Here is a 20,694-nt window from a genome sequence, read left to right on the forward strand (position 1 = left end):
CGGGCCGATCGACGGCCGACCACAGGACCGACAGGGAGCAGCCAGGTGCCGCACGCAGACGACGGGCTCGTCGTGGCCGTCAGCACGATCAAGGACCGTCTGGACAACGTCCAGGCGTTCGTGGAGCGCAACCTCGCCGGGGGCATCGACCACCTCGTCGTGTTCACCGAGGGCGCCGCGCCCGAGGTCCTCGACTGGCTGGGCACCCACCCCCACGTGACGGTGGTGCCCACCGACAGCGGCTACTGGCAGGGGCGCCGGCCGCAGAACCTCAACGGCCGCCAGCTCACCAACGCGATGCTGGCCAACGTCGCGCTGGCGCCGTTCGACTGGGCGTCCTGGCTCTTCCACATCGACGGCGACGAGGCGCTGGTCGTCGACCGCGCCGCGCTCGCGGCGGTGCCGGGGCACGAGCCGGTGGTCGCCGTCCCGCCGCTGGAGGCGGTGAGCCGCTACCACTGGGACGGCGAGGTCACCCTCTTCAAGCGGCTGCTCGACGACGACACCCTGCTGCTGCTCAAGGCCCTGGGTGTCGTGCGCAAGCCGCGCAACGCGTCGTACTTCCGCGGGCACGTGAAGGGCAAGGTCGGGTGGCGCCCCGACGTCACCGTCTCCCCTGCCATCCACGTGGTGCGCGGAGCCGACGGCGCCGAGCTGCCCGCGACGCCGCTGCCGGGCTCGTGGCTGCTGCACTACGAGTCGTGGTCGGGCGAGGAGTTCGTGCGCAAGTGGCTCGCCCACGCCGAGAACGGCGTCTCGAGCATCCACCGCGTCATGCGCACCACCGTGGGGGTCGCGGTCGCCACCCTCGCCGCCGCCCCGGGGATCTCCGAGGAGGTGCGGGCCGCGCACCTGCGCACCCTCTACGACTCCTGGGTCGCCGACGACGTGGAGACCCTGTCGGGCCTGCAGCTGCTGGTGGAGCGCCCCCAGGTCTCGCACGTGCCGACCCCGCTGGGCCCCGAGCGCACCCGGCGCCTCGACGAGTGGCTGGCCCAGCTCGTCGCCGCCGACCGCGGCTACGTCAAGCCCCGCCGCCCCTCCGGCCCCGTCGGCGACCTGCTGGCGCGCCTCCCGGTGCCCGGCACCCCGGGCCGCTCAGCCGGCTGAGGAGCGAGCGCCGGCGAGCGGACCCCCGGTGGTCGGGGAGCGAGCGCCAGCGAACGCACCCCCGGTGGTCGGGAGCGAGCGCCAGCGAGCGGACCCTCGGTGGTTGAGGAGCGAGCGCCAGCGAGCGTCTCGAAACCACCAGCACGCCCCGGTCGACCGGGCTCGACCGGCCGCCTCAGGCGAGGTTGCAGAAGCGCTCGACCCGGTCGGTCGGTCCCGACACGATGAGCTCGTCGTGGCGCTCCACGAGGGTCTCCGGCGTGGCGTGGACGACGTCCTGGCCGCGGCGCTTCGTGCCGACCACCGTCACGCCGTGACGGCTGCGCGGCGCCGACTCGGCCAGCGTGCGGCCCCAGGTCTCCTGCGGGGCGAGGGCGCGGGCCACGGAGAACCGGTCGTCCAGCTCGATGTAGTCGATCATCCGGCCGGTCAGCAGGTGGGCCACCCGCTCTCCCATGGAGTGCTCCGGGTAGACGACGTGGTGGGCGCCCACCCGCTCGAGGATCTTGCCGTGCTTGTGGGTGATCGCCTTGGCCCAGATGTCAGGCACTCCCGCCTCGGCCAGGGCGAGCACCGTCAGCACGCTGGCCTCGATGTCGGAGCCGATCGCCACCACGGCGCGGTCGAAGTCGCCGACGCCGATCTGGCGCAGCGCCTCGTCGTCGGTGGTGTCGGCCTGGACGACGTGCGTCAGGTCGTCGGCCCAGCGCTCCACGAGCGCGAGGTCCTCGTCGATGGCCAGCACCTCCTGGCCCATGGCCACCAGCGACTCGGCCACCGCGGTGCCGAAGCGCCCCAGCCCGATGACGACGACCGAGACGGTGCCGTTCTTCCTGCTCCTAGCCGACAATGGGACGCTCCTCCGGGAGGTGGTAGTGCCGGTGGCGGGCCTTGTAGGCCAGGGCCGTGGCGACGGCGATGGTGCCGACGCGCCCGACGTACATGAGCAGCATGAGGGTGACCTCCGCGACCGGCGGGAGGCCGGGCGTGATGCCGGTCGAGAGCCCGACCGTGGCGAAGGCGGAGATGGACTCGAAGAGCACGACGTCGAGGGAGTGGTCGGTGGCGAGCAGGATGACCATCGTGCCGGTGCTGATGGCCGCGACGGCCAGCAGCGCCACCGTGAGCGCCTGGCGCAGCGTCTGGCCGCTGATGCGTCGGTGGGCGATGTTGGTGTCGCGCTCGCCGCGGACCTCCGACCAGATCACGAACGCGAGCAGGAAGAACGTCGTCACCTTGATGCCACCGGCGGTGCCGGCCGAACCGCCGCCGATGAACATCAGCACGTTGGTCACCGCGAGCGTCTCGGGGGTGATCTGCCCGTAGTCGATGCTGTTGAAGCCGGCCGTGCGAGGCACCACCCCGCCGGCCAGTCCGCCGACGAGCTTCCCGCCGGTGTCCAGCGGCCCGATGGTGCCGGAGTTGCGCCACTCCAGCGCCAGGAAGGCGACCGTGCCGACCACGAGGAGCAGGGCCGAGCCGTGCACGGTGAGGCGGGTGTGCACCGACCAGCGGCCAGGACGGCGCCACTGCCGCCTCAGCTCGAACAGCACCGGGAAGCCGATGCCGCCCACCACGACGGCCACACAGATCGGCACGATGATCCACGCGTCGTCGACGAAGCCGATGAGGTTGTCGCTGTAGAGCGCGAACCCGGCGTTGTTGAAGGCCGAGACGGAGTGGAACGCGCCGTGCCACAGCGCCTGGCCCCAGCTGTCGTCGTACGCCGCACGGAACCGCACGGTCAGCACCGCGGCGAAGGCCGCCTCGAACAGCAGCACGGTCACCGCGACCCGCTGCACCACGTGGCGCACGTCGCCGATGTTGAGGGTGTGGGTCTCGGCCTGGGCCACCAGGGACGAGCGCAGCCGGAGCCGACCGCCCACCAGCATGCCCAGCAGGGTCGCCAGCGTCATGATGCCGAAGCCGCCGACCTGGATGAGCGCCATGATCACCGCCTGGCCGAACGGCGACCAGTAGGTGGCGGTGTCCACGGTCGTCAGGCCGGTCACGCACACCGCCGAGACGGAGGTGAAGGCCGCGGTCAGCACCGGCGGTCGCTCGGGCCCCGGCGTCGCGATCGGCAGCGAGAGCAGCACGGTCCCGACCACGACCGCAGCGGCGAACGCCAGCGGCACGACGCGTGCCGGGTGCAGCGCGCCGCGCCAGATGCGTTCCACGCGCGCCCTCCCCTGGTCCGAGCCTGTCGACCGCGCCTGCGGCCCGGGTCACGCTAGCGGTGCCGCCCCGCGCACCGGCGCCGGTGTCGGTGGGGGTGTCGGCCGGCGGTCGTCAGAGCCAGCCGCGGCGCCGGAAGACCAGGAAGAGCAGGACGCCCATCAGCCCCATCAGGCCGATCGCCAGGGGGTAGCCGTACCGCCACCCCAGCTCGGGCATGGTCTCGAAGTTCATGCCGTAGACCGTGCCGACGAGCGTCGGGGCGAACAGGATGGCCGCCCACGACGAGATCTTCTTGACCTCCTCGTTCTGCTGCAGGCTGGTCTCGGTGAGCCGCTGGGTCTCCTCGTTCTGCCGCTGCCCCACGAGGGTGGCGTTGACGGTGAGGATGCTCTGCAGCAGCGCACGGAAGCCGTCGACGCGCTCCACGATCTGGATGGTGTGGTCCTGCACGTCGCGCAGGTAGCGCTGCAGCTCCTCGTCGACGTGGTACTTCGCGAAGCCGTTGCTGAGGTCGGCCACCATCTTGAGCAGCGGCTTGGTCGCCCGCTGGAACTCGATGACCTCGCGCGACAGCTCGTAGATGCGCCGCGACACCTCGGGGTCGCCCGCGAAGACCTGGTCCTCGATCTCGTCGATGTCGTTCTCCAGGCCGGCCACGACCGGCTGGTACTCGTCGACCACCTCGTCGACGATCGCGTAGAGCACCGCCTCCGGCCCGAGCCGCAGCAGGTCGGGGTCGGCCTCCATGCGCTGGCGCACCCGGCCCAGGTTCGGCGACTCCGCGTGGCGCACCGTGACGATGAAGTCGGGCCCGGTGAACACGTGCAGCTCACCGAACTCGACGCGCTCCTCGGCCTCGACGTAGCGCGCGGGACGCAGCACAGCGAACAGGACGTCGTCGTAGCGCTCGAGCTTGGGCCGCTGGTGGGCGGCGACGGTGTCCTCCACGGCGAGGTCGTGGATCCCGAACTCCGCGGCGACCGACCGCATCTCCTCGGGGCTCGGGCGGTAGAGCCCGATCCACCCCATGCCGCGCTGCTCGCGCAGCATCTCGTAGGTCACCTCGAGCGACGGCGGCTCCGCGTGCCGGCATCCCTCGACGTAGACGGCGTTGTCGACGACCGCCATGCTCGACACCTCCTCAGGCCACCTGGACGGCGCAGGGGCGCCGGACCGCAGCGCAGTGTACGACCCACGGGCGACCCCCCGGTGACCCGTTCGCCGCCCGCGGCCGCGGTGTCGGCGCGGTGGACCACACTGGGCCGCACCACCGCCCGCCGCCGCCACCACGCCACGCCACCGCCCGTCGAGGAGCCCCGTGCCCCGGTCCCCAGCCTCAGCCACCCGCCCGCCGCGCCTCGACGCTGTGCACCCCGGCGATCTCACCCCCGGCGAGCCCGGCCTGCTCGCGGGCGGCGCCGACCTCGACGGGCTGTCGTTCGACGACGTCGCCGTGGCCGCGCTCGCGCTGGACGGGGCGTCGCTGCAGGAGTGCGTGCTCGCCGGCGTGACGGCCGACGAGGCCGACCTGCGCTCCACACGGCTGCGCGACACGGTGCTCGAGCGCCTGCACGTGCCGGTGGTGCGAGCCACCCGCGGGGTGTGGCGCGACGTCGAGGTGACGGGTGCGCGCCTGGGCTCGGTGGAGGCCTACGAGACGTCGTGGCACCGCGTGCACGTGAGCGGCTGCAAGCTCGACTACGTCAACCTGCGCGGCGCCGAGCTCGTCGACGTGGTGCTCACCGACTGCGTCGTCGGCGAGCTCGACCTGGGGCAGGCCACCGCCACGCGGGTCGCGCTGCGCGGCACCCGGGTCGGCCGGCTCGACCTGCAGCACGCCACCCTCACCGACGTCGACCTGCGCGGCGCCGACCTCGACGAGCTGCACGGCCTCGACGGGTTGCGGGGCGCCACGATCAGCCCCGACCAGCTGACGCTGCTGGCACCGCTGCTCGCGCAGGACCGCGGCATCCGCGTCGAGGAGCACGCACCCCGCCGCTGACCCCGTCCACGCCGGGCCCGGGGGCCGGCCTCGGACGCAGGCTCAGTACCAGCCGACGCTCTCACTGTGGGCCCAGGCGCCGCACGGGCTGCCGTACACCTCGTCGATGTAGCCCAGGCCCCAGCGGATCTGGGTCGCCGGGTTGGTGGCCCAGTCGGCACCGGCCGAGGCCATCTTCTCGCCGGGCAGCGCCTGCGGGATGCCGTACGCCGACGACGTCGGGTTGTCGGCGTCGACGGTCCAGCCCGACTCGCGGGTCCACAGCGAGTCGAGGCAGCCGAACTGGTCGGCGGAGAACCCGAAGTCGCCCATCAGCGACTGGGCGATGGTGCGCGGGTCGAGGTCGGCGATGTCCTCGGAGCGGGTGAGCGCGGGGCCCTCCTCGGCCGACAGCGCCGCCTCCTTCGCCGGCACCGCGGCCGTGCGGCGGTCGGCGGAGCGCGACACCGTCTCCCGGTCGGCGAGCCCGGCGGCGAGCTCGTCGGCCGTGGTGGCGCTGCCGTCGTCGGTGCCGGTGCCGGCTGCGGCGTCGGTCCCGGGGGCCACCTGGTCACCGGCGGCCGGGGTCAGCGCCCGGGCGGCGACGCTGTCGCTCGCCGACGTCGTGGCGCTGCTGCCCACGACGCCGCCGGCGACGGTGACGCCGGTGGCGGTGACGGCGAGGGACGAGAGCACGACGGTGCTGCGCAGGGCCTGACGGGGCACCTGGCCCACGCGGGACGGCGCGGCGGGAGCGCGGTGCTTCGGGACGTGCTTCACGTGCTTCGACAAGGCGGTGGGCTCACGGGTAGACGACACGGTGGTGCTGCGGGTGGTGCTGGTGGTACGCGCTGCTGCGGGGCGGTGGCCCGGACGGGCCGAGGGGCCCCGGAGCGAGGCGGACGCCGTCCACCATGCATGACGCCCGGGACCCGCGCAAACCGCCCCGCCCGCCGTCGGTGGAGAGACCGGTCACCTCCCGTCACACGCGTCACGCGCGCACCACCAGCGTCCCGTGTCCCGCCGCTGCCTCGCCCACGGCCTGACACAGCACGAGCGGCGCCGCGCCTGCGGCTCATTGCCGCACTCGGGGGCGACCCGGCTCAGTCACCCCTCTTGGTGGCTCGCCGCTCGCCTCTCTCGCTCGACTGGCGTGACCGCCGCCTGGACCGGTCGCAGAACGGCGTGCAACACGACGGTGACCGGCTTCGTGGTGCCGGGCCGGCTGGTGCCGAAGCGCTGGGGATCGACCCGCAGCTCCGCGTGGTAGACGGGCCGGGTCGGATGCGCTTCGTGGACCGCCTGGAAGGTGACGCTCTCGGTGACGTCGCGGACGGTGAGATCGCCGGTGACGAGGACGCCGTCGGCGTTCGCCTCCATCGAGGTGCTGACGAACCGGATGTGCGGGTGTCTCGCGGCGGCCAGCACGTTGTCGGCCTTGAGGTGCTCGTCGCGCTTCTTGATACCGGAGGTCAGGCTGGCCGTGTCGATCTCCACGCTGATGGAGGACTGCCGCAGCGTGGGCTCGACCGTGATCCTCGAGTCGAAGCGCTGGAACTGCCCCCTGGCCTTGAGGCCCGGTACGAGCTTGGCCTCGAACCCGATGCGGGTTCCCGCCGGGTCCAAGACCCACGCACCCGGCGACGGCGCGGCGCTCACGCCGTCGCCTCGACGGGAGCAGTGAGCATCCGGGCGTGGCGGTGGGCCTGGTCTTCGGCGTCCGCACGCAGCTGGGCTGCGAGAGGGCGGAACTGTTCGAGTTCGGCCTTGACGTCAGCGAGGGTCAGTTCCGCCTCGACGACCTCGAGCCGCATCTGCCAGACATCGGCGAGGATGCGCCGCATCCACCCGGTGGCGTGGTCCCAGCCCTCGCGGGGCGTTCCAGCGCCGTAGGCGCCTCCACGGACCGTGACCAGGACGGCGGGCTTGCCGGCGGTGACCGGTCGCACCCCCGGCCGCATCCGCGGATCGATGATGACCATGTCCACCCAGGTCTTGAAGTGCTGGGAGATGCCGAAGTTGTAGAGCGGGACGGCGAAGAGGTAGGCCTCGGCCGCGGCGAGCTCGTCGGTGAGCGTTGCTGCGAGGGCCTGCGCTTCGTCGTGGGCGGCGCTGTGGCGATCCGGCGGCAGCATGCTGGCTTCGACGCCCAGCGCCCACGAGGTCGCCGGAACCGGATCCACGCCCACGTGGCGGTGGGTGACCTGCCCTCCCGGTTGCTCCTGCGCCACTCCCGTTCGGCTACGTCGGCGATCTCGCGGCTGTGCGAGCCCTCGACTCGCACGCTGGCGTCCAGTCGGTACAACGACACGTTCTGCTCCTGATCTCAGGTGGTGAAGGTGTTCGCGTCACCGCCACGAGCGCGGGACGACGAACACGTGGTGTGAACCAACGGTTGGTGTGGTCCAACGTAGTGTATGCACAAATCATTGGTACTTACCAATGACTGTGCGGCAACTATCATGAGTGGGTGCACACCGTTCCCGACGCCCACTGCCTCCCGTTGATCAACCACTTGGCGCGCGTGGGCACGAGGGCTGCCGAGGCGCTCCTGGTGCCGACCGGGCTCAAGGCGCGCCACGTCGGAGCGCTGCGGGTGCTGCGAGAGCAGGGACCCACCGGTCAACAGGCCCTGGCGACGACGCTGAACTTGGATCCGAGCAACGTCGTGGGGCTGCTGAACGAGCTGGAGGAGCGCGAGCTCATCGTCCGCAGGAGGGACCCTGCCGACAGACGTCGCCACATCGTGGAGCTGTCCGAGAGTGGGCGGACGACCCTGCTCGACGCGCAGGACCGACTGTGGAGCGCAGAGAACCACCTGCTGGGAGCCCTGAGCCCTCAGCAGCGGACCCTGCTGCACGACTTGCTGGAACAAGCCACTGGCGGCTGGCTCGATCCCATCCACGCCGACGACCGCGAGGCCGGGGCCTGCGGTTCCGACGGCTGAGGCAGGTCGACGACGAGTCTCGCGACGGACGGGCGAGAGCGGTCTCCTCCACCAGACGCGCCACTGCCGTCAATCGGCCGCACGCAACTCTCCGCTCCAGCTGACCTGGCGACAGGGCCTCGAGACGGGCGCTGAGACCAACGCGATTGCGCCAGTTGGACAGCCCACCAGGCCCCGGAGGCGACCCGCACCCGCCACCGGGGCCCTGACCGGCGCAGCTGCGGGACCGCCGGCTGCGCCGACCCCTCAGAGCGAGACGTTCTCCAGCATCTCGGTGACCAGCGCGGCGATCGGCGAGCGCTCGGAGCGGGTGAGGGTCACGTGGGCGAAGAGCGGGTGGCCCTTGAGCTTCTCGATGACCGCCACGACACCGTCGTGCCGCCCGACCCGCAGGTTGTCGCGCTGGGCGACGTCGTGGGTGAGCACGACCTTGGAGTTGGCTCCGATGCGGGAGAGCACGGTGAGCAGCACGTTGCGCTCGAGCGACTGCGCCTCGTCGACGATGACGAAGGCGTCGTGCAGCGAGCGGCCGCGGATGTGGGTGAGCGGGAGCACCTCGAGCATGCCCCGCTCGAGGATCTCGTCGATGACCTCGCGGGAGGTCATCGCGCCCAGGGTGTCGAAGACCGCCTGGCCCCAGGGCGACATCTTCTCCGACTCCGAGCCCGGCAGGTAGCCGAGCTCCTGGCCGCCCACCGCGAACAGCGGACGGAACACCACGACCTTCTTGTGCTGCCCGCGCTCGAGCACGGCCTCGAGCCCCGCGCACAGCGCCATCGCCGACTTGCCGGTGCCGGCGCGCCCGCCGAGGGAGACGATGCCGACCTCGGGGTCGAGCAGCATCTCGAGCGCCACGCGCTGCTCGGCGGAGCGCCCGTGCACGCCGAACGCCTCCCGGTCGCCGCGCACGAGGTGCACCTGCTTGTCGGGTCCCACCCGGCCCAGCGCGGTGCCGCGCTCGGAGAGCAGCACCAGCCCCTGGTGGCAGGGCAGGTCGCGGGCGGCGTCGAGGTCGAGCACGCCGTCGTCGTACAGCTCGTCGAGGTCGGCCGCGGCCACCTCGAGCTCGGTCATCCCGGAGTAGCCGGTGTCGGAGTCGCTGATGGCCTCGGCGCGATACTCCTGGGCGTCGAGACCGACGGCGGAGGCCTTGATCCGCAGCGGCAGGTCCTTGGAGACCAGGGTGACGTCGGCGCCCTCCTGCGACAGGTTGTAGGCGACGGCGAGGATGCGGGTGTCGTTGTCGCCGAGGCGGAAGCCCGACGGCAGCGCGCCGGGGTCGGTGTGGTTGAGCTCCACCCGCACCGTGCCGCCCTCGTCGCCCACCCCCACGGGCTCGTCGAGGCGGCCGTTGACGATGCGCAGCTCGTCGAGCTCGCGCAGGGCCGTGCGGGCGAAGTACCCCAGCTCGGGGTGGTGCCGCTTCCCCTCGAGCTCGGTGATCACCACCACCGGCAGCACCACCTCGTGCTCGGCGAAGCGACGCATCGCGCCGGGGTCGGCGAGCAGCACGCTGGTGTCGAGCACGTAGGTGCGCACCCCCGGCGCGGGCTCGGTACGCCGGTTCGCGGCGCGGGCGGGGCGGGACGACTGCTGCGACTGCTGGGACTGCGTCTTCTGGGCCTGGGTCGGCACGGGACACCCCTCATGGCCCGGTGCGCGCACTCCCGCGCCGGTCCTCGTCACACGTGGATGGACCGGGAGGGAGCCCGAAGACGGGAGTGCCCGCCTCCGTCCACGCACGGCGCGGAGCCGCGTGCGGTGCAGTCGTGAGTGCTCACGATCGGGCCTCCAGGTACGGCGGGCTTCCCCACTCGCCGATGCTGCGAAAGTAGACCTCGCCACCCGCTGATCCAGGCAACACGCCGTGGCGTTCACGTGAACGTCACGTGCGCGGCTCAGGCGCCGTGGCGCCGCTCGCGCAGGGCGTAGGCGCGGATCGCGCGCAGGAAGTCGACGCGGCGGAAGTCGGGCCAGTAGGCCTCGCAGAAGTAGAACTCCGACTTCGCGCTCTGCCACAGCAGGAACCCGCCGAGCCGCTGCTCCCCGCTGGTGCGGATCACCAGGTCGGGGTCGGGCTGGCCCTTGGTGTAGAGGTGCTCGGAGATGTGGTCCACGTCGAGCACCTGGGCCAGCTCGGTGAGCGAGGTGCCCTTCTCGGCGTGCTCGAGCAGCAGCGAGCGCACCGCGTCGGCGATCTCGCGTCGACCGCCGTACCCCACCGCGATGTTGACCAGCATGCCGTCGACGTCGCGGGTCGCGTCCTGGGCGGCCTTCAGCCGGGCCGCGGTGGCCGCGGGCAGCAGGTCGAGCGCCCCCACCGGGTGCAGGCGCCACTTGCCCTGGTCGGCCAGGGAGGCCACGGCCTCCTCGATGATCTCCAGCAGCGGGTCGAGCTCGGCGGCGGGCCGCTCGAGGTTGTCGGTGGACAGCAGCCACAGGGTGACCACGCCGATGCCGACCTCGTCGCACCAGCCGAGGAGCGGCTCGATGTTGGCGGCGCCGGCGCGGTGGCCGTGGGCGGTGTCGCGCCCCACGGCGCGGGCCCAGCGCCGGTTGCCGTCGAGCAGGACGCCGACGTGGTGGGGCACGCTGTCGGGGAGGCGCCGCAGCACCCGCGCCTCGTAGGCGGGGTACAGCACGCGCCGCAGTCCGCGCTTCCAGTCCGCCGCCACTGCCCCAGGGTAGCGATCCGGGGCGCGTCGTGTGACCAGCGCGCCACGGTCGGGTGACGTCCACCGCACGGGTCGGACCGGGGCGGTGGAGCCGGATAAGGTCACGCCATGACCCAGCACATCCCTCGTGCGGTGCGCTCAGGCCTCGACTCCGTCCAGGAGTCCCTCAGCGACACGCTCGCGGAGATCAAGCCGAAGCTGCGCGGCTGGCTCCACCTGGCCACCGCCCCGCTCACGCTGGCCGCCGGCATCGTGCTGGTGGCGCTCTCGCCCACCGACGCCACCCGCATCGGCTCGGCCGTCTTCACCGGCTCCGCGCTGCTGCTCTTCACGGTCTCGGCGATCTACCACACCGGCACGTGGTCACCGTCGGTGTGGGCGTTCCTGCGGCGCTTCGACCACTCCAACATCTTCATCCTCATCGCCGGGTCCTACACGCCGCTGTCGCTGATGCTCCTCGAGGGCACGCAGCGGGTGGTGCTGCTGACGACGATCTGGACGACCGCGCTGCTCGGGGTGGCCTTCCGCGTCTTCTGGACCGACGCCCCCCGCTGGCTCTACACCCCGATCTACATCGCGATGGGCTGGGCCGCGGTGTTCTTCATCCCCGGCTTCATCGACGGCGCCACCACGCTGCTCGGCACGACCACCGCGGTCGCGGTGCTGGTGCTCGTCGCGGTCGGCGGTGTGCTCTACACCCTCGGCGGTGCCGTCTACGGCTTCAAGTACCCGAACCCGTCGCCGCGCTGGTTCGGCTTCCACGAGGTGTTCCACGCCTTCACCGTGCTGGCGTTCGCCAGCCACTACGTCGCGGTCTCGATGGCGACGTACGCCCTGCGCTGAGCCCGCCGGCCGCCCCGCCGTGGAAGCATCGGGGCATGCCCGACGACCTCCCCGACCCGGCGTTCCCCGACAACCGCTCGATGCGCGAGCGCATGCTCGCCGGTGACCCGTACATCGCCGACGACCCCGACCTCGCCCGCGAGAGCCTGGCCGCGCGCGACCTGGCCCACCGGATCAACCAGCTGACCCCGTCGCAGGAGGTCGAGCGCCTCGAGCTGCTGCGCGAGCTCCTCGGCGCGGTCGGCCCCGGCACCGACGTCCGCCCGCCCCTGCAGGTCGACTACGGCTACCGCACCCGCATCGGGGCCCGCACGTTCGTCAACTTCGGGCTGGTGTGCCTCGACGTCGCCGAGGTGGTGATCGGCGACGACGTGCAGATCGGGCCGAACGTGCAGCTGCTCACCCCCACCCACCCCGTCGAGGCCGAGCCGCGACGTGCGAAGTGGGAGGGCGCCCGCCCGATCACCATCGGCGACAACGTGTGGCTCGGCGGCGGCACCATCGTGTGCCCCGGGGTCACCATCGGCGCCGACACCGTCGTCGGGGCGGGCTCGGTCGTCACCCGTGACCTGCCCGCCGGCGTGCTGGCCGTGGGCAACCCCGCCAAGGTGATCCGCCACCTCTGAGGACGTCCCCCCTCCTGCACCGACCCGGGCACGACCGCCGTGACCCCCGCCACAGCGCGTCGTTGAGTGTGCGGCGGGCGCGCCGTCCACGGACGGCGGCGCGCTCGCCGCCAGCACGCCGGGCGACCGGCGACCCACGGCCGGCCCGCCGGCCACCCACCGGAGGACGCCCATGACCACAGCCAGGACCACAGCCAGGACCACCCCGAGGACCCGACGGGTCCGGCTCCTCAGCGGCGGCGCCGTGGGCGCGCTGGCGCTGGCCACCCTGGCCGTGGCGCCGCTCGGCTCCAGTGCCGCCGCTGCGCCCACCGGCCCCGCAACCACCACCGCCACCGTGGCCACCGCCGCTGCGCCGTCGGCGCGGGCCGCCGACGTGGTGGTGGTGCGCACCGAGAGCGCGCTGCGCCGCGCCGTGAAGCGCGCCAACCGGGTGGACGGCGCCCAGCGGGTGGCCCTGGCCGACGACGTGCGCTTCTCGTCCTCGCGCCCGGTCACCGGCGGCCCGCTGCGCGGCGACCTCGACGTGACCGACGACCTGGTGCTCGTCGGACGCGGCCACACCGTCGACGCCCGCGGCGTCGACCGGGTGCTCGACGTCCGCGACGGCGCACGGCTCACCGTGCAGCGCACGACGCTGGCCGGCGGCGCCCCGCGCGCCGGCGCCAGCGGCGGGGCGATCTCCTCGGCCGGCAGGCTGGTGCTGCAGGGCACCACCGTGCGCGACAGCACGGTGACCGGCGACGGCGCCTCCGGCGGGGCCGTCTTCAACGACGGCGGCACGCTGCGGGTCGTGCGCTCCACGCTGGTCGACAACTCCGCGGAGCGGGCCGGCGGTGCCGTCGAGGCCCTCGCCGGCAGCACCACGGTGCGCGACTCCACCCTGAGCCGCAACGACGCCGGCGCCGTGCCCGGCAACGGCGGCGCGGTGCACCTCACCGGCGCCGGCACCGTCACCGTCGTGGGCAGCCGGGTGGCCCGCAACCGCGCCGCGGCCGAGGGCGGCGGGCTCTGGGGCTCCGCCGAGGGGACCCTCGTGGTCGAGCGCACCCTGCTGGTGGCGAACGCCGCGGCCGGCGCTGCCGCCGACCAGGGCGGCGGCGCCGTGCACAACGACGGCGGCGACCTCACCGTGACCGGGTCGGAGCTGCGGCAGAACCGCGCCACCGGCGCCGCCGGCTCCGGCGGCGGCATCCTCAACGACCTCGGCACGGCCACGGTCACCGACACCCTCGTCGTGGGCAACACCGCTCCCCGCGCCGGCGGCGGCATCGAGGCCAACGCAGGCACCACCATGGTGACCGAGTCGCTGCTCGGCGACAACAGCACCGGAGCGGCCCCCGGCAACGGCGGTGGGCTCCACCTCACCGGCGCCGGCACCGTGGAGGTGCGCGAGAGCCAGGTGGTCGACAACAGCGCGGCCGCCGAGGGCGGTGGCCTGTGGGCCTCGGCCGAGGGCACCCTGCTGGTGGCCGACTCGGAGGTCAGTGGCAACACCGCGGCCGGGGCGGCCGCCGACCAGGGCGGCGGCGGCGTCTACAACGACGGCGGCGAGGTCACCGTCACCGGTTCGCTCGTGCGGGACAACACCGCCACCGGCGCCGCGGGGTCGGGCGGCGGCATGCTCAACGACCTCGGGACGCTCACCGTCGAGACCAGCCGCCTGGTCGGCAACATCGCCCGGCGCGCCGGCGGTGGCATCGAGGCCAACGCGGGCACGACGACCGTGCAGGACGCCGTGCTGCGCCTCAACAGCACCGGCTCGGTGCCCGGCAATGGCGGCGGGCTCCACCTGACCGGCGCCGGCACGGTGGAGGTCACCGGCAGCGAGGTGACCGAGAACGCCGCCGCCTCGGAGGGCGGCGGGCTGTGGAACAGCGCCGAGGGCGAGCTGACCGTCACCGACACCCTGCTGCGCGCCAACAGCGCGGCCGGGGCCGGCGCCGACCAGGGCGGCGGCGGCATCTACAACGACGGAGGACGCCTGACCGTCTCCGGCTCGACGCTCGAGCGCAACCGCGCCACCGGGGCGGCCGGCTCCGGCGGCGGCGTCCTCGACGTGGCCGGCACGGTCAGCCTCACCGACACCACCCTCGACGGCAACGACGCCCCCCGGGCCGGCGGCGGTCTCGAGACCAGCGCAGGCCGCCTCACGCTCCTCCAGGTCGACATGACCGGCAACAGCACGGGCGCGGCCCCCGGCAACGGCGGCGGCCTGCACGTCACCGGCGCCGGCACCGTGACCTGGCTCGGCGGCTCGGTCACCGGCAACAGCGCCGCCAACGAGGGCGGTGGGCTGTGGAACAGCGCCACCGGCACCATGACGGTGACCGGGGTCGAGGTCTCGGGCAACACCGCTCCCACCGGTCCCGACGCGTTCAACCAGCCCCCCGGCGGGCTGTTCCTGCTCAACGGCGCCCCGGTGCCCCCCGGCTGAGCCGACGCGTCACCCACCGGGTGTGCCCCCGACGACCCCGGTCGTCGGGGGCACACCCGCGTCACGGCCCGACGACCCGGTAGCGTCGGCGCCCGGGCTCCCCGCCCCCGTCACCCCTAGGAGAACGCGTGAGCAGCGGCACCACGGTCGCCGGACGCTACGAGCTCGGGACCGTCATCGGACGCGGCGGGATGGCCGACGTGCACCGTGCCCTCGACACGGTGCTGTCGCGCGAGGTGGCGGTGAAGCTGCTGCGCAGCACCGCCGAGGAGGCCGCCGACCGGGCCCGGTTCACCTCCGAGGCACGCACCCTGGCCGGGTTGTCGCACCGCGGCCTGGTGACCGTGCTCGACGCCGGCGTCGACGACGAGCACCCGTTCCTCGTGATGGAGCTGGTGGACGGACGCACCCTCGGCGCGCTGCTCGCCGAGGGCCCGGCGCCCGCACCCGAGGTCGCCCGCATCGGTGCCGAGGTGGCCGAGGCCCTCGCCTACGCCCACGACCGCGGCGTGGTGCACCGCGACGTCAAGCCCGGCAACGTGCTGCTCGCCACCGACGGGCGCGTGAAGCTGGCCGACTTCGGCATCGCCCGGCTCATCGGCGACACCGTGCACCACACCCAGACCGGGATGGCCATCGGCACCGCCGCGTACATCGCCCCCGAGCAGGTGCGCGCCGACGAGCTCACCACCGCCGTCGACGTGTGGTCGCTGGGCCTGGTCCTGCTGGAGGCCCTCACCTCGCAGCGGGCCTACGGGGGCAGCCCCACCGAGTCGGCGATGGCGCGGCTGCACCGCCCGCCCGAGGTGCCCACCACGCTGCCGCCGGGATGGGCGGACCTGCTGACCGCGATGACCGACCTCGACCCCGCACGCCGGCCTCCCGCGGCGCGGGCGGCCGCCCGGCTGCGGGGCCTGCGCCGAGGGCCCACCACCGGCCCGCCCACCGCCGCTCCGGCCGACGCCGCCGGGGCGACCGCCGTGCTCACCGCCCCGGTGGCGCCGCTCGGGCCGCCGCCGGCGTCCCCGCCCGCCGCCCCCCGGTCGCCGGGCCCGGTGGCCCGGCTGCGCGGCCTCGAGCCGCACCAGCGCGGCCTCGCCGGCGCGCTGGCGGCGCTCGTGCTGCTGCTGGTCCTCGCGGCGGTGGTGGCCGGCAGCTCCTCGGGCGGTGGACGACCCGAGAGCGACCCGCCGCCCGACGGCGTGCCGGCCGGGCTGCAGCGCCCGCTGCAGGACCTGCACGACGCCGTCGACGGGGCCGGCCGGTGACCGCCCGGCGGGCCGGGCGCTGGCGCCGCGCGGTGGCGGCGAGCGCCACGGCGCTGGTCGTGGGCGCGGTGACCACCGGGTGCGGCAGCGAGCAGGACGACCTCGGCACGGCGCTGGGAGCCGTCGACGACGCCGTGGTCAGCGGTGACGCGGAGGCCGCGCGGAGCGCGCTCGACGACCTGCGCTCCGCGGCCGCACGGGCCGCCGACGACGGTGACATCAGCAGCGCCGACGAGCAGGAGGTGCTCGACGCCGCCGACGCGGTGGAGCAGGCCCTGGAGGGCTTTGCGGAGCCGTCGGAGCCGTCGGAGCCGTCCGAGTCGTCGGAGCCGTCCGACCCCGCGGAACCCGCCGACCCCTCGTCGGAGACGTCCCCAGCCCCGTCGTCCCCGGCGCCCTCCTCCCCCGCCCCCACCGACCCCGAAGGCGAGGACGAGCCCGACGAAGCGGAACCGGACGAGGACGAGCCCGACGAGGACGAGTCGGGCAACGGCAAGGGCAAGGCCAAGGGCAAGGCGGACGAGCGCGGCGGGAACCCGCAGGGCGGGAAGGGCAAGGGCGGCAAGCCGTGACCACCGCCCGCCTCGTGCCGGTGACCGTCGAGCTCGACGGCGACGAGCTCGACGCCGAGGACGCCTGGCACCTCGCCCGTCGACACGGCCTGCGTCGCGTCGTGCTGGAGGCGTTCGTCCGGTTCCGCTACGGCGACGGGTTCACCAACAGCCGCGCCCTGGCGCTGCAGGCCTGCCTCGCCGTCGTCCCGTTCCTGCTCGCGCTGACCGGCCTGGCCGCCGACGTCGACGAGGCACGGGTCGGTGCGGTCGTGGCGGCCACCGTCGACGGCATCTCGCCCGGCAGCGGCTCCGGCGACGCGCTCTCGGGCGCCGTGTCGGGCTCCGAGTCCAGCGAGGAGGCCGGCGAGGTGGCGCTGGGCCTGGGCCTGCTGCTGTCGCTGGCCTCGATGACCACCGCGATGGCGCAGGTCGAGCGCGGCGCCAACCGCATCTACGGCATCCGCCGCGACCGCCCGGCGCCCGCGAAGTACGGCCGCGCCGCCGTGCTCACCGCCCTGCTGGCCGTGCCGGTGGGACTCGGCTTCCTGCTGCTGGTCGCGGGCGGAGCATTCTCGGCGGCGATGACCGAGCACTACGGCTGGTCGTCGGGGGCCCGCCAGGTCTTCGCGGTCGCGCGCTGGCCCCTGGGCGTGGGGCTCTCGGTGCTGGCCATCGCGGTGCTGCTCGACCACGCCCCGCGCCGTCGGCAGCCCAGCCTGAGCTGGCTCGCCCTGGGCGGCGTGGTGGCCGTGGCGCTCAGCATGGTGGCCACCGCCGGGCTGGCGACGTACGTCAACCTCAGCGCGTCGTTCGGCAGCACCTACGGCCCGCTCGCCGGCATCGTGGCGCTGCTGCTGTGGTCGCTGCTGAGCGCCATCGCGTTCTTCTACGGCACCGCGGTGTGCGCGCAGCTCGAGGCGGTGCGCGCCGGCGATCCCGACCCGGCGGTCGCCGACCCCGGCCGCCCCCGCGGCCGCACCGTCTGAGGGCCGACGGTCTCGACGCGCTCGCTGCTCGACCAGCGGGAGGTGCCCGCGGCTCAGCCGGGCACGAGCTCCAGGCGGGCGTCGGCGGCGACGAGGTTCAGCCCGACGAGGGTGGCGGCGACGCCGTAGCGACCCGGCGGGAGGCGGCGCAGGTCGTGGGTGGCCCACTGCACGGGCAGGTGGGCGGCGGGGGCGTCGGGCGGCACGTCGCGCCCGTAGCCGCCGAAGGCCTGGTGCGGCTGGTAGGGCAGCCGCTCGCCGGTGGACGCGTCCAGCACCCAGGCGACGACGTGCCGGCTGTCCTCCGGGTCCCAGTCGAGCCGGTCGGAGCCCGGGCGCCACACCCGCACCTCCAGCCGCGCGAGCTGGCCGGGGGTGGCCACCAGCAGCGGGGCCCCCACCCACGCCAGGCGCAGCCCGGCACGACGCTGCGGCTGCGCCGGGCGCACGGCGTGGGGCCCGTCGACGTCGGCGCGCCAGCCCCGCCGCCAGCGCCCCCGGGCGGGCCGCAGCAGCGCGACCAGCCACACCGTGCCGTCGCCGGCCGCCCCGCCGTACGTCGTGGCGAGGGCGCCCGCCTCGACCGGCGCGGCCCGCACCACCCCGTGCCGCGTCTCGTCCGGCAGCCCGGAGCCCGCGGGGCCGGTGACGGCGCGCCAGCCCGTGACGGGCAGCTGCACCGGCCCTCCGTCGGGGGCGCGCGGCAGCAGGTCGCGCTCGTGGTGGACGGGCGAGCCGTCGGGGGCGACCAGCGGGCCGCCGGGGCCGGTGAGCACGGCAGCCGGCAGGTCCAGGGTGTCGAGCTGCACCCGGGCGGCATCCATCACCCCATGCTAGGCAGCGGCCGGGCAGCGGGCGTCGGGCCGTCGTGTGTGGGGGCGTCGTACGGTGGAGCCATGGCCACCATCGAGCTGACCGGAGACAACTTCGCCACCCACGTCCAGGACGACGACATCGTGCTCGTCGACTTCTGGGCCAGCTGGTGCGGGCCGTGCAAGCAGTTCGCCCCTACCTACGAGGCCGCCTCGGAGGCCAACCCCGACATCACCTTCGGGTCGATCAACACCGAGGAGCAGCAGGAGCTCGCGGCCTCCGCCGGCATCCAGTCGATCCCGACGCTGATGGCGTTCCGCGAGGGCATCCTGGTCTTCGCGCAGCCCGGCGCGCTGCCCGCGCCGGCGCTCGACCAGGTCATCGACGCCGTGCGCGGCCTCGACATGGACGACGTGCGCGCCAAGGTCGCCGAGCAGGGCTGACCCGCCCCGCGCGACAGCGGGACGGACCGACGCCTCAGGGGCGCGGGGCCTCGCCGCGGCCGTCGTCGACCGCGCCGGTGCCCGGCTGCCCGGTGGTGGCCGACTCGTCAGCGGCCTGCTCGTCGGCGGGCTGCTGGTCCTCGGGCACGTCGCCGTACACCCCGGTGCGGCGCGCGTTCTCCACGTTGCGCAGCCGCTTGACCAGGCTGAAGAACAAGAAGATCACGAACGCCATCAGGGCGCCGAAGAGGCCGAAGGCCAACCAGCCGGCCTTCACGTCCTCGGGCTCGGGCACCTCGTCGACGGCGCGCACGAGCAGGGCGACGAGGGGGTGGGCCGACAGCGTGGTCATGGTCCCCATCCTCTCAGGCGCCCCTGACGTCGGGCTCGACGCCCGCGAACAGGTCGTCCTCCGGCGTGCTCGAGGCCACGTGGCTGGTCACCAGCTCGAAGTCCTCGGTGGGCCACACCCGCTGCTGCACCTCGCGCGGGATGCTGAACCAGTGCCCGTCGGGGTCGATCTGCGTGGCGTGCGCGAGCAGGGCCTGGTCGCGCACCCCGAAGAAGTCCCCGCACGGCACCTTGGTGGTGACCCGGGCGTCCCACTCCGGCTCCGGCTCCCACTCCTTGAGCCGCTCGCCCCACGGTGACTCCAGGCCGAGCTCGACGGTCGCGTCGTGCAGGCGCTGCATGCGCTCGCGGTTGAACGAGTGGTGGTAGTAGAGCTTGTCGACCTGCCAGGCCGGTCCCGCGTCGGGGTAGCGCTCGGGGTCGCCGGCCGCCTCGAAGGCCGCCACCGACACCTCGTGGCAGCGCACGTGGTCGGGGTGGGGGTAGCCGCCGCGCTCGTCGTACGTCGTCAGCACGTGCGGGCGCACCTCGCGGATCAGCCGCACCAGCCGCTCGGTGGACTCCTCGAGCGGCACCAGCGCGAAGCAGCCCTCGGGCAGCGGCGGCTTGGGGTCGCCCTCGGGCCAGCCGGAGTCGACGTAGCCCAGCCAGTGCTGGGTGACGCCGAGGATGTCGCGGGCGCGCTCCATCTCCTGGCGGCGCACCTCGGTGATGTTGTCGAGGATCTCGGGCCGGTCCATCTTCGCGTTGAGGATCGACCCGCGCTCGCCCCCGGTGCAGGTGACGACGTGCACGTCGGCGCCCTCCGCGACGTAGCGGGCGGTGGAGGCGGCGCCCTTGCTCGACTCGTCGTCGGGGTGGGCGTGGACGTGCATCAGCCGGAACCCGGAGCGGGGCCCGTCGGCGTGGATCGGCGACATGGTTCGAGTCTAGGTGGGGCCGCGTGTCACCCTGGAGGGGTGACCTCCACCGACCTCCTCGCCGACCGGTACGGCGCCCCGGCGCCTTGGCGTCGTCGGGCGCTGGTCGCCCTGGTCGCCGCCGTGGCCCTCGTGTTCGGCGGTTGGCTGACCTGGACGACGGTCGCCCACGCCGACCCGCCGGTGACCTCCGAGCTGGTCACCTTCGACACCGTCGACCAGCACACCACCGACGCCACCGTGGTCGTGCAGCTGCGCGACGACGTCACCGACGCCGACTGCCTGCTGCGCGCGTTCGCCGAGGACCACACCACCGTCGGCGAACTGGCCTTCAGCCCCGCCGGCTCCGGCACCTTCGACCTGAGCATCCGCACCGAGCGCCTGGCCACCACCGTGGAGAAGGTCGGCTGCACCGCCGAGGGCCAGCCCCGCCCCCGCTGACCCACCCCCGCTGACCCACCCCGCTGACGCGCCGCCACCCCTCGGGTGTGCGCGCTGACCTGCGTCACAGCGCTGCTGTGGGTAAACTGTCCCTTCTGACCGTCCGCGGGGCCGTCCA

The 20,694-nt window shown here is 74.1% G+C and carries 22 protein-coding genes; 11 read left to right on the top strand and 11 right to left on the bottom strand.

Annotated elements, in window-relative coordinates; translation table 11 throughout:
- The first annotated feature begins 45 nt into the window (after positions 1-45).
- The gene (locus AC4OR8_RS13515; RefSeq protein ID WP_492166080.1) at positions 46-1,110 is read left to right on the top strand and encodes a glycosyltransferase family 2 protein; all 1,065 of its coding nucleotides are present in this window, start codon (positions 46-48) and stop codon (positions 1,108-1,110) included.
- 175 nt (positions 1,111-1,285) lie between these two features.
- Here AC4OR8_RS13515 and AC4OR8_RS13520 read toward each other — a convergent pair whose 3' ends face one another.
- The 3 genes from AC4OR8_RS13520 to AC4OR8_RS13530 form a co-directional block, all read right to left on the bottom strand.
- Positions 1,286-1,960: a potassium channel family protein gene (locus AC4OR8_RS13520; RefSeq protein ID WP_492166081.1), complete on the bottom strand. Its 675-nt coding sequence runs from the start codon at positions 1,958-1,960 to the stop codon at positions 1,286-1,288.
- Entirely contained in the window at positions 1,950-3,290 is a 1,341-nt protein-coding gene (locus tag AC4OR8_RS13525; protein ID WP_492166082.1) for a TrkH family potassium uptake protein, read from the bottom strand. Before AC4OR8_RS13525 ends, AC4OR8_RS13520 begins: the two co-directional genes overlap by 11 nt.
- Before the next feature lie 112 nt (positions 3,291-3,402).
- Complete coding sequence (locus AC4OR8_RS13530) at positions 3,403-4,419, bottom strand: magnesium and cobalt transport protein CorA (RefSeq protein ID WP_492166083.1); 1,017 nt, start codon at positions 4,417-4,419, stop codon at positions 3,403-3,405.
- A 238-nt stretch (positions 4,420-4,657) separates the two neighbouring features.
- Here AC4OR8_RS13530 and AC4OR8_RS13535 point away from each other — a divergent pair, with 238 nt between their 5' ends.
- The gene (locus AC4OR8_RS13535; RefSeq protein WP_492166084.1) at positions 4,658-5,293 is read left to right on the top strand and encodes a pentapeptide repeat-containing protein; all 636 of its coding nucleotides are present in this window, start codon (positions 4,658-4,660) and stop codon (positions 5,291-5,293) included.
- 42 nt (positions 5,294-5,335) lie between these two features.
- On the opposite strand, the gene AC4OR8_RS13540 is transcribed toward AC4OR8_RS13535, so the two are convergent.
- The 3 genes from AC4OR8_RS13540 to AC4OR8_RS13550 form a co-directional block, all read right to left on the bottom strand.
- Positions 5,336-6,064, bottom strand: coding sequence for an aggregation-promoting factor C-terminal-like domain-containing protein (locus AC4OR8_RS13540; protein WP_492166085.1), 729 nt, complete (start codon positions 6,062-6,064; stop codon positions 5,336-5,338).
- A gap of 315 nt (positions 6,065-6,379) precedes the next feature.
- Complete coding sequence (locus AC4OR8_RS13545) at positions 6,380-6,931, bottom strand: YceI family protein (RefSeq protein ID WP_492166086.1); 552 nt, start codon at positions 6,929-6,931, stop codon at positions 6,380-6,382.
- A complete protein-coding gene (locus AC4OR8_RS13550) occupies positions 6,928-7,503 on the bottom strand; it encodes an NAD(P)H-dependent oxidoreductase (protein WP_492166087.1) in 576 nt (191 codons plus the stop codon). The genes AC4OR8_RS13545 and AC4OR8_RS13550 overlap by 4 nt, the downstream gene beginning before the upstream one ends.
- A 239-nt stretch (positions 7,504-7,742) precedes the next feature.
- On the opposite strand from AC4OR8_RS13550, the gene AC4OR8_RS13555 reads away from it, so the two are divergent.
- Positions 7,743-8,219, top strand: coding sequence for a MarR family winged helix-turn-helix transcriptional regulator (locus AC4OR8_RS13555; protein ID WP_492166088.1), 477 nt, complete (start codon positions 7,743-7,745; stop codon positions 8,217-8,219).
- 246 nt (positions 8,220-8,465) lie between these two features.
- Here AC4OR8_RS13555 and phoH2 read toward each other — a convergent pair whose 3' ends face one another.
- Together phoH2 and AC4OR8_RS13565 are read right to left on the bottom strand one after the other, a co-directional pair.
- Positions 8,466-9,707 (bottom strand): RNA 5'-3' helicase PhoH2, encoded by a 1,242-nt coding sequence (gene phoH2 / locus AC4OR8_RS13560; RefSeq protein ID WP_492166425.1) that lies wholly within the window; start codon positions 9,705-9,707, stop codon positions 8,466-8,468.
- Between the two features lie 410 nt (positions 9,708-10,117).
- Positions 10,118-10,894: an isoprenyl transferase gene (locus AC4OR8_RS13565; RefSeq protein WP_492166089.1), complete on the bottom strand. Its 777-nt coding sequence runs from the start codon at positions 10,892-10,894 to the stop codon at positions 10,118-10,120.
- Between the two features lie 108 nt (positions 10,895-11,002).
- Between AC4OR8_RS13565 and trhA the strand changes: the two genes are divergently transcribed.
- The 6 genes from trhA (at position 11,003) to AC4OR8_RS13595 (ending at position 17,608) form a co-directional block, all read left to right on the top strand.
- The gene (trhA, locus tag AC4OR8_RS13570; RefSeq protein WP_492166090.1) at positions 11,003-11,737 is read left to right on the top strand and encodes a PAQR family membrane homeostasis protein TrhA; all 735 of its coding nucleotides are present in this window, start codon (positions 11,003-11,005) and stop codon (positions 11,735-11,737) included.
- 35 nt (positions 11,738-11,772) lie between these two features.
- Positions 11,773-12,363, top strand: coding sequence for a sugar O-acetyltransferase (locus AC4OR8_RS13575; protein WP_492166091.1), 591 nt, complete (start codon positions 11,773-11,775; stop codon positions 12,361-12,363).
- A 172-nt stretch (positions 12,364-12,535) separates the two neighbouring features.
- Positions 12,536-14,800: a right-handed parallel beta-helix repeat-containing protein gene (locus AC4OR8_RS13580; protein ID WP_492166092.1), complete on the top strand. Its 2,265-nt coding sequence runs from the start codon at positions 12,536-12,538 to the stop codon at positions 14,798-14,800.
- 128 nt (positions 14,801-14,928) lie between these two features.
- The gene (locus AC4OR8_RS13585) at positions 14,929-16,068 is read left to right on the top strand and encodes a serine/threonine-protein kinase (RefSeq protein ID WP_492166093.1); all 1,140 of its coding nucleotides are present in this window, start codon (positions 14,929-14,931) and stop codon (positions 16,066-16,068) included.
- Entirely contained in the window at positions 16,065-16,640 is a 576-nt protein-coding gene (locus AC4OR8_RS13590; RefSeq protein ID WP_492166094.1) for a hypothetical protein, read from the top strand. The genes AC4OR8_RS13585 and AC4OR8_RS13590 overlap by 4 nt, the downstream gene beginning before the upstream one ends.
- Positions 16,637-17,608 (top strand): YihY/virulence factor BrkB family protein, encoded by a 972-nt coding sequence (locus AC4OR8_RS13595; protein WP_492166095.1) that lies wholly within the window; start codon positions 16,637-16,639, stop codon positions 17,606-17,608. Before AC4OR8_RS13590 ends, AC4OR8_RS13595 begins: the two co-directional genes overlap by 4 nt.
- 53 nt (positions 17,609-17,661) lie before the next feature.
- On the opposite strand, the gene AC4OR8_RS13600 is transcribed toward AC4OR8_RS13595, so the two are convergent.
- Positions 17,662-18,432, bottom strand: coding sequence for a hypothetical protein (locus AC4OR8_RS13600; protein WP_492166096.1), 771 nt, complete (start codon positions 18,430-18,432; stop codon positions 17,662-17,664).
- A gap of 72 nt (positions 18,433-18,504) precedes the next feature.
- On the opposite strand from AC4OR8_RS13600, the gene trxA reads away from it, so the two are divergent.
- Positions 18,505-18,864, top strand: coding sequence for a thioredoxin (gene trxA / locus AC4OR8_RS13605; RefSeq protein WP_492166097.1), 360 nt, complete (start codon positions 18,505-18,507; stop codon positions 18,862-18,864).
- A gap of 34 nt (positions 18,865-18,898) precedes the next feature.
- On the opposite strand, the gene AC4OR8_RS13610 is transcribed toward trxA, so the two are convergent.
- Both AC4OR8_RS13610 and mca read right to left on the bottom strand, forming a co-directional pair.
- Positions 18,899-19,216 carry a hypothetical protein gene (locus tag AC4OR8_RS13610; protein WP_492166098.1) on the bottom strand — a complete coding sequence of 106 codons (318 nt, stop codon included), beginning with the start codon at positions 19,214-19,216 and terminating at the stop codon, positions 18,899-18,901.
- Between the two features lie 13 nt (positions 19,217-19,229).
- Positions 19,230-20,135, bottom strand: a complete 906-nt coding sequence (gene mca / locus AC4OR8_RS13615) for a mycothiol conjugate amidase Mca (protein WP_492166099.1) — start codon at positions 20,133-20,135, stop codon at positions 19,230-19,232.
- Between the two features lie 39 nt (positions 20,136-20,174).
- Here mca and AC4OR8_RS13620 point away from each other — a divergent pair, with 39 nt between their 5' ends.
- Complete coding sequence (locus AC4OR8_RS13620) at positions 20,175-20,576, top strand: DUF4307 domain-containing protein (RefSeq protein WP_492166100.1); 402 nt, start codon at positions 20,175-20,177, stop codon at positions 20,574-20,576.
- The last annotated feature ends 118 nt before the right edge of the window (positions 20,577-20,694 follow it).

It is taken from the genome of Nocardioides sp. FY1077 (assembly GCF_058681775.1).